The organism is Aestuariibaculum suncheonense (genome assembly GCF_014596935.1).
In the GTDB taxonomy this organism is placed as follows: Bacteria; Bacteroidota; Bacteroidia; order Flavobacteriales; family Flavobacteriaceae; genus Aestuariibaculum; species Aestuariibaculum suncheonense.
In genome coordinates this window covers 104,102-122,808 of record NZ_JACVXC010000005.1, presented here as the reverse complement: position 1 = coordinate 122,808, position 18,707 = coordinate 104,102, and the positions used below count along the sequence as shown (strand labels likewise).

The 18,707-nt window shown below is 34.2% G+C and carries 18 protein-coding genes; 8 read left to right on the top strand and 10 right to left on the bottom strand.

Annotation, left to right across the window (positions count from 1 at the left end; translation table 11 throughout):
* Window positions 1–6: 6 nt before the first annotated feature.
* The 4 genes from ICJ84_RS13210 to ICJ84_RS13195 all read left to right on the top strand — a co-directional run bounded on the left by ICJ84_RS13210 (window position 7) and on the right by ICJ84_RS13195 (window position 3,008).
* Window positions 7–867, top strand: a complete 861-nt coding sequence (locus tag ICJ84_RS13210; protein ID WP_188216885.1) for a peptidyl-prolyl cis-trans isomerase — start codon at window positions 7–9, stop codon at window positions 865–867.
* Window positions 867–1,853, top strand: a complete 987-nt coding sequence (locus tag ICJ84_RS13205) for a HupE/UreJ family protein (protein ID WP_188216884.1) — start codon at window positions 867–869, stop codon at window positions 1,851–1,853. Before ICJ84_RS13210 ends, ICJ84_RS13205 begins: the two co-directional genes overlap by 1 nt.
* 58 nt (window positions 1,854–1,911) lie before the next feature.
* A complete protein-coding gene (locus tag ICJ84_RS13200; RefSeq protein ID WP_188216883.1) occupies window positions 1,912–2,304 on the top strand; it encodes a hypothetical protein in 393 nt (130 codons plus the stop codon).
* Window positions 2,305–2,417: 113 nt separating this feature from the next.
* Window positions 2,418–3,008: a diheme cytochrome c-553 gene (locus ICJ84_RS13195; RefSeq protein ID WP_188216882.1), complete on the top strand. Its 591-nt coding sequence runs from the start codon at window positions 2,418–2,420 to the stop codon at window positions 3,006–3,008.
* A gap of 74 nt (window positions 3,009–3,082) precedes the next feature.
* Here ICJ84_RS13195 and ICJ84_RS13190 read toward each other — a convergent pair whose 3' ends face one another.
* The 8 genes from ICJ84_RS13190 to ICJ84_RS13155 form a co-directional block, all read right to left on the bottom strand.
* Complete coding sequence (locus ICJ84_RS13190) at window positions 3,083–4,846, bottom strand: T9SS type A sorting domain-containing protein (protein ID WP_188216881.1); 1,764 nt, start codon at window positions 4,844–4,846, stop codon at window positions 3,083–3,085.
* A 110-nt stretch (window positions 4,847–4,956) separates the two neighbouring features.
* Window positions 4,957–6,627, bottom strand: a complete 1,671-nt coding sequence (locus tag ICJ84_RS13185; protein WP_188216880.1) for a tetratricopeptide repeat protein — start codon at window positions 6,625–6,627, stop codon at window positions 4,957–4,959.
* 232 nt (window positions 6,628–6,859) lie between these two features.
* Window positions 6,860–8,167: an NADH:ubiquinone reductase (Na(+)-transporting) subunit F gene (nqrF, locus tag ICJ84_RS13180; RefSeq protein WP_188217008.1), complete on the bottom strand. Its 1,308-nt coding sequence runs from the start codon at window positions 8,165–8,167 to the stop codon at window positions 6,860–6,862.
* 4 nt (window positions 8,168–8,171) lie between these two features.
* Complete coding sequence (gene nqrE / locus ICJ84_RS13175; RefSeq protein ID WP_188216879.1) at window positions 8,172–8,915, bottom strand: NADH:ubiquinone reductase (Na(+)-transporting) subunit E; 744 nt, start codon at window positions 8,913–8,915, stop codon at window positions 8,172–8,174.
* Between the two features lie 45 nt (window positions 8,916–8,960).
* Complete coding sequence (locus ICJ84_RS13170) at window positions 8,961–9,605, bottom strand: NADH:ubiquinone reductase (Na(+)-transporting) subunit D (RefSeq protein WP_188216878.1); 645 nt, start codon at window positions 9,603–9,605, stop codon at window positions 8,961–8,963.
* Window positions 9,606–9,609: 4 nt separating this feature from the next.
* The gene (locus ICJ84_RS13165; RefSeq protein ID WP_188216877.1) at window positions 9,610–10,362 is read right to left on the bottom strand and encodes a Na(+)-translocating NADH-quinone reductase subunit C; all 753 of its coding nucleotides are present in this window, start codon (window positions 10,360–10,362) and stop codon (window positions 9,610–9,612) included.
* A gap of 2 nt (window positions 10,363–10,364) precedes the next feature.
* A complete protein-coding gene (locus ICJ84_RS13160; RefSeq protein WP_188216876.1) occupies window positions 10,365–11,591 on the bottom strand; it encodes an NADH:ubiquinone reductase (Na(+)-transporting) subunit B in 1,227 nt (408 codons plus the stop codon).
* Between the two features lie 70 nt (window positions 11,592–11,661).
* Window positions 11,662–13,017, bottom strand: a complete 1,356-nt coding sequence (locus tag ICJ84_RS13155; protein WP_188216875.1) for a Na(+)-translocating NADH-quinone reductase subunit A — start codon at window positions 13,015–13,017, stop codon at window positions 11,662–11,664.
* A gap of 171 nt (window positions 13,018–13,188) precedes the next feature.
* On the opposite strand from ICJ84_RS13155, the gene ICJ84_RS13150 reads away from it, so the two are divergent.
* The 3 genes from ICJ84_RS13150 (at window position 13,189) to ICJ84_RS13140 (ending at window position 15,161) form a co-directional block, all read left to right on the top strand.
* Window positions 13,189–14,439, top strand: a complete 1,251-nt coding sequence (locus ICJ84_RS13150) for a type IX secretion system plug protein (protein WP_188216874.1) — start codon at window positions 13,189–13,191, stop codon at window positions 14,437–14,439.
* A gap of 110 nt (window positions 14,440–14,549) precedes the next feature.
* Window positions 14,550–14,936 (top strand): Co2+/Mg2+ efflux protein ApaG, encoded by a 387-nt coding sequence (gene apaG / locus ICJ84_RS13145; RefSeq protein ID WP_188216873.1) that lies wholly within the window; start codon window positions 14,550–14,552, stop codon window positions 14,934–14,936.
* Between the two features lie 12 nt (window positions 14,937–14,948).
* Window positions 14,949–15,161: a putative signal transducing protein gene (locus ICJ84_RS13140; RefSeq protein WP_188216872.1), complete on the top strand. Its 213-nt coding sequence runs from the start codon at window positions 14,949–14,951 to the stop codon at window positions 15,159–15,161.
* Window positions 15,162–15,168: 7 nt separating this feature from the next.
* On the opposite strand, the gene ICJ84_RS13135 is transcribed toward ICJ84_RS13140, so the two are convergent.
* Entirely contained in the window at window positions 15,169–16,164 is a 996-nt protein-coding gene (locus tag ICJ84_RS13135; protein ID WP_188216871.1) for a DUF6695 family protein, read from the bottom strand.
* A complete protein-coding gene (locus ICJ84_RS13130) occupies window positions 16,157–16,882 on the bottom strand; it encodes an NRDE family protein (RefSeq protein WP_188216870.1) in 726 nt (241 codons plus the stop codon). The genes ICJ84_RS13135 and ICJ84_RS13130 overlap by 8 nt, the downstream gene beginning before the upstream one ends.
* A gap of 146 nt (window positions 16,883–17,028) precedes the next feature.
* Here ICJ84_RS13130 and pruA point away from each other — a divergent pair, with 146 nt between their 5' ends.
* Entirely contained in the window at window positions 17,029–18,657 is a 1,629-nt protein-coding gene (gene pruA, locus ICJ84_RS13125) for an L-glutamate gamma-semialdehyde dehydrogenase (protein ID WP_188216869.1), read from the top strand.
* The last annotated feature ends 50 nt before the right edge of the window (window positions 18,658–18,707 follow it).

Here is an 18,707-nt window from a genome sequence, read left to right as displayed (position 1 = left end):
CTATTTATGAAAAACATTTTAAAGGAACCCTTGGTGCATTTTTTGCTCTTAGGGTTCTTAATTTTTGGCTATTACTATTTAAAAAATAAGGATACAAAGCTTGAAGACAATAGTATAATTATTGATAATACCGAATATGACTATTTACTTAATTTATGGAAAAACCAATGGCAACGCGAACCTAACGAACAGGAAATAAAGGCATTTTTAGACCAGTATCTTCGTCAGGAAGTATTCTACAAAGAAGCCTTAGCTATGAATTTAGATCACAACGATATTATTGTGAAACGTCGTCTATCTCAAAAAATGGAAGCTGTATCTAACGATTTAAGCGCCATGATTCAACCACCAACAGATGAAGAATTGAAAGCTTTTTATAACAAAAATAAAGATCTTTTTAAGCTTCCTCCTGCATATACATTTCATCAAGTTCTTTTTCTAAATGACGAAAATAATCTTGATAATACAATTAAAGAAGTTAAAGACAATTTAAACAAAGGCCTAGAAATTCCTAAAGACCGCAAGACAAAACTATCTATTCCAAATGTTTGGACGAGTAAAGAAGCGACAGACATTTATAAAACCTTCGGAGATTACTTTACCTCCGTTTTAGATTCCTTACCCCAAAAAAAATGGGTTGGTCCAATTCCTTCTGGATTCGGTCAACATTTAGTGTATCTATCAAAAAAAGAGCTATCTCAGATTGCTAACTTTAAAGACATTAAACCTTACATTGAAAAGGAATACCAGTACCAAACTGAATTAGAAATGCAAAATAAAGTCTTTGAAGATTTAATGAAGAAATACCAGATAAAACTAACATCAGATAAAATCCCTTCAGACATTAAAAAAAGCTACCAAAACTAATGAGCGTTTTATTTAAGACTATTGCGGTATTTTTATTCGGACTAACAGCTTATTCCTGTTTTGCTCACGAAGTTCGTCCCGCGTATTTACAAATCAATCAAGTATCTGAAAACGTGTACACAGTTTTATGGAAGGTTCCGCGCACTGTTGATAAAGTTTTAGACATTCAACCCAAATTTGAAAAAACATTTGATTTAAAAGAAACAACACCTCCAAGAATTTTAGATGCCTTTGTGCTTTACTCCTATCAACTAAAAGGCTCTAAAAGTTTAACAAATACAGAAATTTCTATACATAAACTAAATACAACAGGTATTGACGTTTTGGTTGATATTCGTTTATTAAGTGACATACATCATACTTTTCTATTACAACCCACCAAAAAAACCGTCTTAATTCCTGAAACTCCAAATAAATGGACCGTAGCAAAAACCTATATTATTTTAGGTGTTGAACATATTCTTTTAGGCTTCGACCATCTTTTATTTGTCTTGGCATTGTTAATTATTACTGTTGGATTTAAAAAACTATTAAAAACCATTACAGCATTTACCATTGCGCATAGTATCACTTTAAGTTTTTCTGCATTAGGTATAGCCAATCTGCCTGGCCCCCCAGTTGAAGCTGTCATCGCTTTAAGTATTGTATTCTTAGCTATTGAAATTTTAAAATTACAGCAAGGAAAATCTACAATCACTAGTCAAAAACCTTGGCTTGTTGCCTTTACATTCGGACTTTTACATGGCTTCGGATTCGCCGGTGCTTTGCAGGACATTGGACTTCCTCAAAACGAAATCCCTTTAGCTTTAGCCACATTTAATATAGGTGTTGAACTAGGACAAATTATTTTCGTAATTATTGTGTTAGCCCTCATCAAATTAATTAAATATTTTATTCCACAACAAACCTGGCTTTATAAATTAGTGCCTTATGCCATTGGTTCGATATCAGCATTTTGGTTAATAGAACGTATATCTGGATTTTAAATTAAAAAATCACGCAACCAATTAAACAATCATACGTCTTATATGAAATGGTCTATTTATGAAAATCTTCCTGTCTCTGATTCTATGTTTCTTGTTTATTACTTGTTATACTGATAATGCTTTAACTTATGGTAATTATAAACTAAAAAACACCAATTGTTATAAACTTAGCCCTTCAGAATATAAGCTGTGCGTTGATTCCGTTTCAGATTCCAGATGTCCAATTAATGTCAATTGTGTATGGGAAGGTAATGCAGCCGTATACTTCACCTTAAGTTCAAAACATGAAGACATTCCTTTTACATTAAATACATTTAGTAATTTTAAACAAGACACTATAATTAATGGTATAACATTTTCTTTAGTTGATGTGTTACCTTATCCTGACACAACAAATGCAAGAAACCAAGAAGCATATTATGTTAATATCGATATTTCGGATTCGGAGTAACTCATCATTTTTAATTTCATCTGATATTATTACCATAAATAGATTTAAATCAGCCAATTACAGCAATTTTCTTACTTTTAGTTTTCACATAATTAACAACTAACCAATATTATATGAAAACAAAGTCATTCATTTTAACCACACTTTGTAGCGCCTTGCTTTTGGCCTGCATCTCAAAAGAGAAAAAGGAAACCACAGAAGTTTATGAACCTGCCGTTGTAAAAGAGGAAGCAGTAGATCCAGTAAAACGCGGTGAACATTTAGTAAATGCGATTGGTTGCCACGATTGCCATACACCCAAAAAATTTACAGAAAACGGTATGGAACTCGATTTTGAGCGTTTGCTCTCTGGTCATCCTGCTGATGAAGTCCTACCTCCTTACGATGAAACCACAGCAAAGTCGTACTTATTATTTAATATGGGACTAACGGCAGCTACCGGACCTTGGGGAACATCATTTGGTGCCAATTTAACGCCCGATGAAACCGGAATAGGTTCCTGGACAGAAACCCAGTTTTTAACAGCCATAAAAAAAGGATTATATAAAGGCATGGAAGGCAGCCGACCGCTTTTACCGCCTATGCCATGGCAATCATATAAAAACTTACCCGACGATGATTTAAAAGCGATTTTTGCCTATTTAAAAACCATTAGACCGATTGAAAATCTGGTACCAAGTAATATTCCTCCTAAAATGAATTAATAAAATATAGCGTATAAAAAAAGTCAACTCATATGAGTTGACTTTTCCGTATTTTGAAATTCTGTTGTAGAAAATTACTTTTTAATTAATTTTAATACTCTGGTACCTTCATCATTAGAAAGATGAGCAAAATAAATACCCGGTGTCAATTCATCCAAATCAATTTCCACTCCAGATCCTTGTTTTACTTTTTGTCCTGAAACATTAAAAATTTCAACACGTTGTAACTCCTTGCTAAAATAAACTTTTCCACTTGTTGGATTGGGGTAGATTGAAATGTTTAAATAGTTGTATTCTTCCGTACTTAAGGCCTTATTTTCAACTCTTACTATTCTCGTTATTTGTTGCGCAGCATTTCCTGAAGCATCGGTAGCATTATAATAAATTGTATAAGTACCTACTTCATCTAAAAATTCTGAAGCATCAATCACCACATTCGATCCGTCGTCAGAAGTTGCTCCTAACTCTGAATACCCTACTCCTAAATCAATAATCTGAGGGTTTGCCCCCATTAAAGTAATAACTGGTGCCACGCAATCAGTATTAAAACTGGCATGAGCATCTATATCCGTCCAATTTGCAGTACTGTAAGAAGGATCATCAACCTCAATACAATACAGTTTAGGAGTATTTGTTGCCTGAAAACTTTTCAACCCTGCATTATTACCACTTTTTACTGATAATTTCTCCAGTGAAGGATTATTCTTCACTATTAACCCTAATAAATCTGGATAGTTACTTAAATCAAGCTCGGTTAAATTGTTATCTGCTACATTAAATTCATATAAATTTACCGCTATATCGGAAACAATTAATTCTTCAATGCCATTTCCTTCAATAGCCAAACGCAAAAGTTTTGTATTAGTAGATAGATCTAAAGAGGTTAAAAAATTATAACCTGTATATATCGTTTTTAACTCGGTATTATTATAAAGATCAAGTTCAGACAAATTATTATTCCTAACTCTTAAATCCACCAAAGCTACAAAACCTTCAATACCGGTTAGGTCTGAAATATTCATATCTTCAATATCCAAAGATGTTATTGTGTTTATGTTTGATTTTAATACATAATCGTCTAATGTATCATCATAACCCAAATCAATAAGTGCCTGTTCAAATTTATCATCTGGAATGTATACATATTCCTGACAAGACGTATTAAAATTCGTACTCATATCTTTGTTGGTCCAATTTGCATTACTAAAATCAGGGTCATCCACCAAAACACATTCCAATAACGGATTAGATCGAATATCAAAATTATTGGTATCAGTTATAGTTAAATTATTGCCATTTTTTACGTTTAGATAATTTAATTTCGAGCAGTTACTTAACCACAATGCACCTAAACCTGTCAAATTACTAATATCTAACGAAGATATTTCATTACCACTAAGATTGATGTATTTTATGCTAGCAGGTAAAATGTTTGGGATAATTCTTGTAATGTTATTATTTTCGCCTATCAAAGTTTCAAGCTTAGTATTATACGTTAAATCCAATCTTGAAATTAAGTTCGCTCCAAACTGCAACGTTAACAGTTCTGTATTTTTAGATATATCTAATTCAGTGATTTGATTACTTCTAATTTTAAGTACTTCTAAGGCAACAAATCCTTCTATACCAGATAAATCCTGAATATTTTTGTTTCTAACATCTAAAGTCGTTAAGGTTGAAATGTCTGATGTAAGTACTACGCCATTAACAACACCGTCAGAATCTATATTCAAATCTATTAGCGCCTGTTCGAAATTGGCATCTGGAATTGCCGTTGTTTGTCCATAAATAATTAATGAAAAAAATAAAGCAAAAGTCGAAAGTAGTTTTTTTGTCATAAGTAAATATTTCTTTTAGGGTTAAATTTTCAACCGCAAAAGAAAAAAAATCCTTCAAACTAACTTAATAAACAGGGTAGCAATTAGGTAGCACCCACTAATTTTCATAATTATTTATCAGTATTAAAATCATCGATCCACGCAACAATATCATCTTCAGAATTAATTTGTAGTTTTTTCCTGATTCGATATCTTGTCGATTTTACCGATGCCAGACTTATATTTTGCAAATCTTTAATTTCATTAGTGGACAAACCTAGCTTCATTAAACACAACAAATTCTTTTCCTTTTCATTAAGAATCAAGAAATGATTATTTAACTTAATCCTAAAATCCGGACTAACCTTATCTAAATATGCATTTAAACTATTATCGGTTTGATTATCGATTTTCTTTGAGTGTAAAGATGCTATAAGCGATTTAATGGCTTTATCTCTACATTGTTGTTGTTCTATATTTAAAATATTTTTCAGTTCATTTACGAGAACAACCTGATATTCTTGCCTAATCTGACTTTTTAAAAATTCATTTTTAAGTTCTGCTTCTTTAAACTCTAATATTTGTTCGGTTGTTTTTCTTTGCAACTCCTCATTTTGTAATTTTCTTGCTGTAATAGCCAATTGAATTTTGGTGTTTTTTCTAATTAACACAAATATGCATGTTCCCAATGCTAAGGTTACTATTAACAATGAAAAATACCATCTCTTTTCAACTCTTTCTGCTTGTAATTCTAATTCACTTTGCAATTTCTCACGCTCAAATTTATTGGTTATCTCTAAAGTTGTAATTCGTTTTGCCTGATTAATATCGTTTAGAGAATCATTATATAACTTATATGTAGTATAATCATTTAGCGCTTGTTCGAAATTATTTAAACTTTTTTGGGCTAAACTTCGACATAAATACTGCTTTTGTAACAATTCTTTATACCCCCTTTTTTTTGATATAGATATAGCACTATCCAACCGAGAAATTGCGCTTTTAAAATCTCCTATTCCATTATATGATGCAGCGAGATTTAAATAGGCAGTACTTAATTCATTTTGTACACCTAATCTTTCAAATATTCTAATATTCTCTTGAAACACATTTATGGCCTTTTTGAATTCTTTTAATGAAGAAAACAATAATGCCATATTTCCATTAACTTTGGTTCTACCTAGTTCAGTTGTGTATAAGTTTTTCGCTTTTATATAATTAACTAATGCAGAATCATATTGCTTTTCGTAAAAATAAGTAACGCCAAGCATGTTGTAGGACATGGCTATATTATCCGGCTCATCGTTAATACTTTCCTTAATAGCAATAGCTTCATTAAAATACTGTTTAGCCTTTTGGTACTGGTTTTGCCTTCTATAGAACATACCAAGATTGTGAAGTGTTAATCCGGTTAACGTGGAATCCTTAACATCCCTAGAAATATTCAAGGCACGTAGATATTTAGACAAGGCTTTTTCCATTTTTCCCTGCTTAGCATCTATAATTCCTAAATAATTAATAATTTCAGCTTTATTACATCGAAAAGATAAGCTACTGTAATTATCTTCTTCTAATTTTTTCAATACGTCATTAGCCAAAACTTTGGCTGAGTCTATATTTCTGTTAAGTAAATACTTTACTAGTTTAATCTGACTATTTATTCGTACAGAATCAGATGCAGTTTCCATAATGGTAGAAATTGACTCACTGAAAGTCAAATTTCCTGTTTGCCCTTGAAACTGGTAAGAATAAAACAATAAAACAAGCAGTACCTTAGAATTTATTATTGATAGTTTAAACATAAAATGAAATCACCTTTTTTGGACAAAAATACATTTTGACTTGATTAATAATTAATGATTTCTAGTTTTTAAGTAAAGAATAATATTATTAAATCATCTTTAAATTAAACCATGAATTGTTATTATCTGGAACATAACAAGTATTCGTCTTTTATTAAATTAATTGTATTAAAATTAACCATAAAAAAAGCCAACTGATACAGTTGGCTTTTTGTGTATTATAAGTTTTGGTTTATCCTCCGAAATCATCGAATCTGATGTTTTCATCTGGAAGACCAAAATCTTCTCCCATTTTTTGTACCGCTTTATTCATTAACGGTGGTCCACAGAAGTATAATTCAATATCTTCCGGAGCATCGTGTTTACTTAAGTAGTTATCAATAACACAGTTATGAATAAAACCTACGAAACCATCTCCTGGAGAATCGATATCCGCTTTAACTTTCCAGTTATCTTCTGGTAATGGCTCAGAAAGCGCTAAGAAGAAACGGAAATTAGGGAATTCTTTCTCTAACTGGTAGAAATGATCTAAGTAGAATAACTCACGCTTAGAACGTCCACCGTACCAATACGTTACTTTACGACCTGTTTTTAATGTTTTAAATAAGTGGTATAAGTGTGAACGCATTGGTGCCATACCTGCTCCACCACCAACATAAAGCATTTCTGCTTCAGACTCATTGATAAAGAATTCTCCATAAGGACCTGAGATGATTACTTTATCTCCTGGTTTTCTTGAGAAAATGTAAGATGAAGCAACCCCCGGGTTTACATCCATCCATCCATTTTTGTTTCTATCCCATGGCGGCGTGGCAATACGCACGTTAAGCATGATATCACGACCTTCTGCAGGGTAAGAAGCCATAGAGTAAGCTCTTTCTACCGTATCGTCATTTTTCATTACTAACGGCCATAATCCGAATTTATCCCATTCTGCCTGGAATTTATCTGGAGTTTCATGCTCTTCAGGGTGTGCTGTAATATCAATATCTGAATATTTAATCTCACACTTAGGGATTTCAATTTGAATATACCCACCCGCTTTATAGTTCATATCTTCTGGGATACGTACTACGAACTCTTTAATGAAGGATGCTACGTTGTAGTTACGCACTACTTCTGCTTCCCACTTTTTGATACCAAATACCTCTTCTGGTATGGTGATATCCATATCTTGTTTTACTTTTACCTGACAAGCTAAACGCGCACCGTGCTGTAATTCTTTACGTGTAAAGTGAGGTGTTTCGGTAGGAAGTGCTGAACCACCACCAGAATTTACGTGACACTCACACTGAATACATGTTCCACCTCCACCACAAGCCGATGGTAAAAATATTTTTTGATTTCCTAAAGTAGATAATAAACTACCTCCTGAAGCAACTTCAATTTCCTTTTCACCGTTAATAGTAATTTTTACCGGCCCTGAAGGTGATAATTTTTGTTTTACTACTAATAGTAAGGTCACCAGTAAAAGCGTAATAATTAAGAACGCGACTACCGTTGCTACTATTGTTCCTGTTGTACCTGCTGCTAATAAAATCATCTTAATTATTTGTATTGTTAGCTAACTCTTCTTTTTCTATTTCAGCTGCATTTAAAGCAACATGGTCGTTGGTTGGAGTTTCCTCTTGAACAGAAGCTGTTTTTTCTTCTTTCTTAGCCTCATCATCACCACCAGTTAACATACCACCAAAACTCATAAATCCAATAGCCATTAACCCTGTAATGATGAAGGTAATCCCTAAACCACGTAATGCAGGTGGCACGTTTGAATATCTGATTTTCTCACGGATAGCAGCAATAGCAAGAATTGCTAAAAACCATCCAATTCCAGAACCTACACCATATACTGTTGCTAAACCTAAGCTTGGAATTTCACGAGATTGCATGAATAATGACCCTCCTAAAATCGCACAGTTTACAGCGATAAGTGGTAAGAAAATACCAAGTGAGTTGTATAATGATGGAGAGAACTTCTCAACCACGATTTCTACTAACTGTACCATAGTTGCAATAGTAGCAATAAATAAGATGAATGATAAGAAGCTTAAATCGTAAGCTGCATATTCTTCACCTAACCATTTTAAGGCACCAGGTTGTAAAATATACTGATCTAACAACCAGTTTAAAGGTACTGTTATAAGCATTACGAAAATAACGGCAGCCCCTAAACCAACAGCTGTTGAAACTTTTTTAGATACTGCAAGGTAAGAACACATTCCTAAGAACGTAGCAAATACCATGTTATCTATAAATATTGATTTTAAAAATAATTCTAAATGTTCCATATGTTTTCAATTATGAATTCTGAAATCAGAATCCTAAATTAGAGACTAGTCTTCGATTAATGCTTTGTTTCTAGAACGTTGTACCCAAATAATGATACCTACCACGATTAACGCCATTGGCGATAATAACATGAAACCATTATTTTCATATCCTATGGCATATAATCCAGTTTTTTCGATTGGATCTCCTAAAACTTTAAATCCTAATAAGGTACCAGAACCTAATAATTCTCTAAAGAAACCAACGATAATAAGAATAATACCATAACCTAAAGCATTACCAATTCCATCTAAGAACGACTTCCATGGTCCGTTACCTAAAGCAAAGGCCTCGAAACGTCCCATAATAATACAGTTGGTAATGATTAACCCAACGAACACCGATAAGGTTTTACTTAACTCGTATGAGAATGCTTTTAATACCTGGTCTACTATAATTACTAGAGCTGCAACAACAACTAACTGAACTATAATTCTAATTTTTGAAGGAATAATGTTTCTCATTAAAGAGATAACAACGTTACCTATACCTAATACAAACATTACAGATACAGCCATTACAATTGATGCTTTTAATTGTGCTGTAATTGCTAATGCCGAACAAATACCTAAAACCTGAATAGTAATCGGGTTATTATCTGCTAACGGGTCTGTAATTAACTTTGCGTCTTTTTTTGATAAAAGTCCCATACGATTAATTAGTTTTTAAATTATCAAAATAAGGTTTGTAAAGCTTTAAATCGCTTTTAATCATTGCTGCAACCCCATTACCTGTAATAGTTGCTCCTGCAATAGCATCAACCTCATTGTCTGTTTTATCTTCATTTGTTGGATCTGCATTTCCTTTAGCCACTTCCACCCCTTTAAAGTTTCCGTTAGCATCTAATAAATGCTCTCCAATAAAATCGTCCATAAAGAAACGCTCTTTAATGTTCGCTCCTAAACCAGGAGTTTCTCCTTTATGATCGAAATATGCACCTTGAATAACCATATTCTCATCCATTGAAACATATCCCCAGATGGCATCCCAAAGTCCTTTTCCGTAGATAGGCACGATGTAAAATGTTTTTCCGTCTTTCTCTCCAACAAAAAGAGGTAAGTTACGTTTAGCAGTATCTCCACCAGCAGCAGCTTTATCTTTTTTAAGATCGATTAAATAAGCCTGGTCATTTTCTTCAACGCTTCCGTTTTTAATAACCTCTTGCTTAGTAATATATTTAGCAAATAATTCTGAAGCTTCTTTAGTGTCAACAAACACAGCACTTCCAGCATCATTATTATTTACTCCCATAGCATATAGAATGTTTTGTTGTTTCTCTATACGCATGTTTTCTGAAATCTTCGGACTTAATGAAGAAGCCGTAAATGCTAATAAGGCTCCTACAATTACTACCATTGCTATCGCAAATAGAATAGTATATGAATTCTTGTCTGTTCTATTTTCCATCGTTATGCAACTTTAGCTTTTAAACGTTTCATTCTTTTCTTCACATTACCTTGTACTACGTAATGGTCGATAGTTGGCGCAAATACGTTCATTAATAGAATCGCTAACATCACACCTTCCGGATATGCCGGGTTGAATACACGAATTAAAATAGAAATAAATCCTATTAAAAATCCATAAATCCATTTTCCTTTATTGGTTTGTGAAGCCGTTACAGGATCTGTAGCCATAAACACGGTACCAAAAGCAAAACCTCCAATTAATAAGTGGTGCCAGAATGGTGTGTTCATTAATCCGTAAAACTTACTTCCTTCAGCAATAATACCGGCATCAACAACCTGATTGAAGATTAAGCCCATAACGATCGCTCCTAAAGCAGAAGACAACATGATTCTCCAACTTCCGATTTTCGTAAAGATTAAAAATAAACCTCCTAAAAGAATTAATAATGTAGATGTTTCACCAACTGAACCAGGAATAAATCCTAAGAACATGTCTGAAACAGAAAATGCGAATTCTTTTCCTTGCGCTAAGCTACCTAAAATAGTTTCACCAGAAATAGCATCTAAATTAGCTCCGGCTGCAATCTCGTTTGTTCTTTCAACAGCGCTTTCAACCCATACTTTATCTCCAGACATCCAGGTTGGATATGCGAAGAATAAGAATGCACGAATAGTTAAAGCAGGATTAAGGATGTTCATCCCTGTACCTCCAAAAACTTCTTTACCAATTACTACACCGAAAGCTACTGCTACAGCAAGCATCCAAAGTGGAATATCGATAGGAACAATAAGCGGCACTAACATACCTGTTACTAAATATCCTTCTTCAACTTCGTGTTTTTTAATAATTGCGAATAAGAACTCAATTCCTAATCCAACACCGTAAGACACAATAACTAATGGAAGGATTTTCCAGAATCCAATAGCGAAGTTTGCTAAAGTCCAGAATTCTGAACTAAAGAAACCACTTGAAACTGCTTGAATTTCTCCAACAGCTAAATTGTGTTGATACCCTGCATTAAACATTCCAAAAATTAAACACGGAATCATAGCCATGATAACAGTGTTCATGGTACGCTTTAAATCATCGGCTGCCTTAACGTGTGTTCCACCATGGGTGGTCTCGTTTGGCAAGTATAAGAAAGTATGAAGCGCATTGAATGCCGGAGCATACTTCGTGCTTTTATACTTTTCTTTTAAAACATGTAATTTATTTTTTAAACTCATTTTTTATAGTTTTCATTTTAATTGGAAAAATGAATAAAGTTTATTTTCATTTTGCTAAACAAAACGACTATTATCCAATCTCTTTAAGCATTAAATCTAAACCCTCTCTAATAATTTTTTGATGCGGTTGCTTAGACACACAAACGAATTCTGTTAATGCAAAATCCTCAGGAGCTACTTCATACATTCCTAAAGCTTCCATTTCATCTAAATCTTTATACATACAAGCTTTTAAAATTTGTAATGGATAAATATCCAGCGGAAATACTTCTTCGTAACCACCAGTTACTACAAAAGCACGGTGCTCACCATTTGTATTAGTATTTAAATCGTACTCTTTTTTAGGATTTAACCATGAGAAGGTTAATGCTCTCGAAGTAGAGATTTTATTGAATACCGGTTTGTTCCATCCGAAGAAATCGTAATCGTCACCTTCTGGAATAACGGTTATTACATTACTGTAATAATCTAAAGCGCCATCTGGTTTTACTTGTTTCCCACTTAAAACGTTACCTGAAATAATACGAGCATTAGTATCTTGCACAATACCTTTATCGTAAATCATGGTGGCTACTTCACTACCTATTTTGGTTTTAAAGTAACGTGGTTTTTCGATTTCAGAACCTGCTAACGCCACAATACGTTCTGCGTTAAATTTACCGGTTAATAACAATTCTCCTATAATAACAAGATCTTGCGCGTTTACCGTCCAAACCACTTCACCTTTATTCACAGGATCTACTCTGTTGATAAGTGTCCCTACATTCCCTGCCGGGTGTGGTCCTGATACTTTGTGGAGAGTTATTCCAGATAAACTTGCTAAAGGTGAATTAGAATTAGCACCTACCGATACATGTACTTTTCCTTCGGTTAATTTACCAAGGGCTATTACGGCAGCTTGTAATTCTGCTTCTTTACCTTTTAAAGTAAAATCTAAATCGGCTGCTAGTGGTGCACTTGCGTAACCAGAAATAAAAATAGCTTTTGGTGTTTTAGACGGATTAGCAACAACATCATACGGACGTTGTTTGATAAACGGCCAACAGCCTGAAGCCAAAAAATGCGCCTTAACCATTCCTGGGTTAGCCGCATTGACATCAAACTTACCGTTGTCTTGATACACTTGTTCGCTATCAACTTCTATTTTAACAGCATCTACTCTACGTTTTGGTCCACGAACTACCTCTACTACAGTTCCAGATACAGGAGACACAAATTTTACAGACTCATTCGATTTGTCATAAAAAATCGTTTCACCTGCTTTTAATGTGGTCCCTTCTTTAGCTACAAGTTTTGGAATTACGCTGTGGAAATCTTCAGGTCTAATGGTGCAATACTTACTTACAACTGCCTGTTCTACAGTTTTTTCAGCCTCACCCTTAAGTTTTATATTCAGACCTTTCTTAATCTTAATGTCGTTTGACATACGCTATATAATTGAATTTTGTTGTCTAAAAAGCGTCGCAAATTTACTGAATTTCTTCAGTAATAAATATTAATGTATTGGCTTAGTTTGTTATTTGTACTAATTCTAAATAACCAAATATTGCCCGGGCATGAATTTTGCATATCTTTACAATATATTATTCGTAATTAAATGAAAATTAATACACAGCTCTTCTTATATTTTTGTCTTTTTTCTCATTTTAGCTTTGCTCAGGTTGAGGAAGTAAACCCACCCGATTACATAAAAACCATAAATTTTAAAGGCAATACACCAGAAACCCAACTTCCTATTTTAAAACTTGGGGAATATGTAAATTTAGAGTTTGATGCCTTAAACGGAAATGAAGATGATTACTATTATAAAATTGAGCATTTTAATCATGACTGGACGCCTTCAGTTTTATTCAAATCAGAGTATTTAAACGGCTTCGATAATCAGCGTATTCGTAACTACCAAAACTCATACAACACCTATCAAATCTATTCGCATTACAAACTAACCATTCCTAATCAATTCACAAAAGGCTTAAAGGTTTCCGGTAATTATATGCTTTCTATTTTCAACAGTTATAACGAACTGGTATTCTCGAGAAAATTTATGATTTATGAAGATGAAGCCTCGGTAGGTGTTTCCCTTAAACGTGCTAGAAACATAGAATTTATTGAACAAAAACAACGTGTTGATGTCACCATTTCTCCTAACGGCACCGCCTTCAACAACCCGATGCAAACCGTAAAAATTGTCATTGTTCAAAATAACAATTTAAACACAGCTATTAAAGATTTAAGACCTCTATATACAGTTGGAAAGCAACTTATTTACAAGTATGATACCGAAACTAGTTTCTGGGGAGGCAACGAATATTTATATTTCGAAAATAAAGATGTACGCGCTGCTAATACTGGTGTACAATTCATCGATTTAAAAGAGCTGTATCACAACTATCTTTTCACGAATGTAGCTCGCTATAACAAGCCTTACACTTACAATCCGGATATCAATGGCAATTACGTAATAACCAACATTGATGCCGAAAACCCGGACATTGAAGCTGACTACGTTTGGATTCATTTCTCACTTTTAGCCGACGACACCTTTAGAAACAAAAACATACATGTTTATGGTAATTTCAACAATTACGTCATTGATGAAAGCACCCAGTTAATTTACGATGAAAACAGAGATACGTTCTCTACATCTCTACTGCTAAAACAAGGATTTTACAACTATAAATTTATTGTGGCTAACAACGATAAATCGATTAACGAAGGTGCCATTAGCGGTAATTTTTATCAAACCGAAAACAACTACAAGGTTATTGTATATTACAGAGATTTAGGTGCACGTTACGATAAAATAGTAGGGATTGGCGAAGGTAGCTCGGTAAATATTTCAAATTAAATTTACGTTTCAATGTCTTTTTTTTTTGACACATTTGATTAAATTTTACCAAGAACTACTAATATTTATTATTTTAGCAGTATATCTATTCCCATTCACCAAAAGCTAACATGGTTCAATTAGTAACAAGAGGCATAAAAATCTCGGTAGAAACTACCTACGAAGGCTCATTTTACAGAGACTACAAAATACAGTATGCTTTTGGCTATACCGTAACTATAGAAAACCAAAGTAAGGATATTGTCCAACTTAATTCAAGACATTGGGATATTTTCGATGCGTTAAACAATGTGGAAATCGTTACAGGTGAAGGTGTTATTGGTAAAACTCCGATTATTCAACCCGGAGAATCACATACCTACTCTTCAGGATGCCTGCTTTCCTCACCATTCGGCGCTATGAAAGGATTTTACAGCATGCTTAACTTTTCAACCAACAGCATATTTAAAGTAACCATTCCTACATTTAAATTAAGCGCTCCGTTTGCGATTAATTAAAACCCTAAAACCATGAAGTTTATCACCATTAAAAAATCTCATTTTGAAACCGATTTACTTATTCTTAAAGGTAGATTAGAATCAGAAGGCATTGTTTGCTTTTTAAAAAATCAATATACCACTCAAACAATGAACTACATGCCCACCTTCGAGGTTGAATTACAAGTTTTAGAAAAAGATTTAGATCAAGTTCAAAGCCTAATGTTGGAAATAGAAAATAATTAACAATTGATTAGTGCACCTTTTCAAACCTGAATAGTTCTCCTTTCTGTTTAACATGAAAGAATTTACAATTCGAATAATGTACAAATTCAAAATGGCTATCATAATCGAAGCCTGAATTTTCACTTTTAAATACGGCATCAATATCAACATTACCATAAGGTGAAATTCGTCTAAATTTAAAAAGCAATACCTCCTCTAAATCATGCAACTCAAACCAAGCCCCTGCAGCAATACCGGGCAACCACTGCGCTTTATCATGTAATACACCAACCGATTTAGGATGCAGCGTTCCTACAAAATTCGGTTCATGCCATTCCAATTTATCCAGAAAACAGCGTATATTTTCACTAGTCTGCGACCCTTTAAAAATACTAATTTCACCTTCTTCCGATACTTCAAAAACCTGAGATTCCGTATTCGCCAACACTACATTCCCAACTGTACTTGGCGTAAACCATTTTGATTGTTTCAGTTTACTTTTAATCCCTACATCCGTCACCGAAGCTATTAAAGTATCGGTTACAAATCGCGCACAATTACAGGCATTTTTTACAAATGCCGCATACCGAATAAAATGCTTGTTTTGCATTTCGGTAATATGATTTCGGGCTTTATGATAATCCACAGCATTGCAAACTGATGCTATTAATTTACCATCACCATGCGTTAGTTTCGGATGTGTTGCAAGAAATTTCAAAATGGTATCCAGATTCAAAATGGTATCACCATCAATTTCAGCCTTCAACGGAAAATCTAATTCGTTATCGGTATCCTTTCCGCGAACACGACCTGTAGGCTCCGGTGTAATATAACGTCCGAAATCGTGATACTCTAAAACACCTGTTCGTTTGTTTATCAACACCAAAGCCGCATGTCCTGCGCGTAAATAATTCTTCTTGCCAATCCCCAAAAATCTTAAAAACGGAGAAAACCATTCTTTAGAAACCATAACTATAGTTTCTGGATAGGCCAAGGTTAAAATAATGCCAGTATTGTTATTCATTGACTGTTTGAGGAAGTTCTAATGCTTTATAAGACGTCTCTCCTTTAAATAAGTTTTTGTAACGCATACCTAGCTGTCGATTCGACTTTTCTATTTGTGTGATACTCGTCGTTTTCACAAAACCACGATCCATAATTACACCATAATCCAAATTACCCTGTCCTGCTGTTTTATGAAATTGCAGGAGTGTTTCTGCCGTTAATTCATGTTCTGTTTTAAAATCTTCAAACCAAGATTGACGCTCCGTTTTCATTGCTTTTGTGTACAAGGTTGTTGAGGACCAAATATGCTCTTTTAAAGGCAATTGCTTAAAATGTTTAGTTTCTCCATCCCAAACCAATTCAAAAAATTTCAAATGCGTATTCCAATCAACAATCACCATAGTAAAGGGTTCGATATTCGAAAAATTAAAAACACTTATTTCCCCTTCTACATCTTTAAATGTCATAAAATCTGTTGCAACCACACCGCGACTTAATCTGTACGACACTTTACGCTCATGCCTTTCAAAACCGCCATTCAACAAACAAACCACTCGATTTTGTTCACTAATACCAATCCATGTACCACCGGAAATCTCATCTTTTGGAAACAGAACTTTCGTGTCATCGACAATATAAATTTCAGGAAACGACGAACCCCTATCAGGTGCTTCATCGCGATTAGAGGTTAATACAAAATCATTTCCCTCTTTAGGAATCAAAGTAACTGTACACATGTGGATTATAGTCTTGTAACTCATTTGCAACTTACAAAATTCCGTGAAATTTTAACAGGTTTTTGACAATTCCCTCACCCATAAACTGTTTTAAAAAACGTAAATTTGCAAGGAACAAAAACAAACAAAACTAAAACACTCGTAATATGGGAAAAGGATTCTTTAATGTACCTGTTGCAGTCAATGAACCTGTAAAGTCTTACGCTCCCGGAACTCCGGAACGTGATGCTGTATTAGCCGAATACAAAAACATGTATAACAGTACTGTTGATGTACCTTTATATATAAACGGAAAAAACATTGAAACTGGTAATACCAGAACAATGTCACCTCCACACGATCACCAACATGTAGTTGGAACATACCACTTAGCTGAAAAATCGCATGTAGAAGATGCTATCGCTACAGCTTTAGAAGCCAGAAAAACATGGGCATTAATGCCATGGGAACAACGTGCTGCTATCTTTTTAAAGGCTGCTGAACTTGTTGCTGGTCCTTACCGTTATAAAATTAATGCTGCGACTATGATGGCGCAGTCTAAAAATATTTTCCAAGCAGAAATTGACTCAGCTTGTGAGCTTGTAGACTTTTTACGTTTCAATGTTCAGTACATGACTGAAATTTACAGCGAGCAACCAAAAAGCACAAGCGATGCCTGGAACCGTGTAGAGTACAGACCTCTTGAAGGGTTCACTTATGCGGTTACACCTTTTAACTTTACCGCTATTGCAGGAAACTTACCAGCATGTATGGCATTAATGGGTAACGTAGTGGTATGGAAACCAAGTGACAGCCAGGTTTATTCAGCAAAAGTGATTATGGATATTTTTGAAGAAGCTGGTGTACCTGCGGGTGTTATTAACGTTGTATTTGGTGATCCGGTAATGATTTCTGAAACGGTGTTATCACACCCAGATTTCTCAGGATTACATTTCACAGGTTCTACCTTTATTTTTAAAGAACTTTGGAAACAAATTGGAAATAACATTCACAATTACAAAACTTACCCTAGAATTGTAGGTGAAACTGGTGGTAAAGATTTCATCATGGCACATAAATCGGCCAACCCTAAACAAGTAGCAACTGCTATTGTTCGTGGTGCTTTTGAGTACCAAGGTCAGAAGTGTAGTGCAGCATCTCGTGCATACATCCCATCAAACCTTTGGGATGCTGTTAAAGCACAACTTATAGAAGATGTTAACTCTTTCAAAATGGGATCTCCTGAAGATATGAGTAACTTCATTACTGCTGTAATTCACGAAGGATCATTCAATAAATTAGTAAAATACATCGAGCAAGCGAAAGCTGATGCTGACGCTGAAATCATTATTGGTGGTGGTTACGATAAGAGTAAAGGATACTTTATTGAACCTACTGTAATTGTAACAACTAACCCAAACTATACCACAATGGAAACGGAGTTGTTCGGACCTGTGATTACTATTTATGTTTATGAAGCCGATGCTTACGCTGAAACTTTGAAATTAGTTGATGCTACAAGTGAATACGCTTTAACTGGCGCTATTTTATCTCAAGACAGATACGCCATTACTGAAGCGACTACAGCATTACAAAATTGTGCTGGTAACTTCTACATTAACGATAAATGTACTGGAGCCGTTGTAGGACAGCAACCATTTGGTGGTGCCCGTGCTTCTGGAACCAACGATAAGGCAGGTAGCCCACAAAACTTATTACGTTGGGTGTCACCTCGTTTAATAAAAGAAACTTTTGTAACTCCAACAGATTACCGTTATCCATTTTTAGGAGAATAGAAGTTTAAATTATGATTATTGAAATAAAGCCTATCAAATTTGATGGGCTT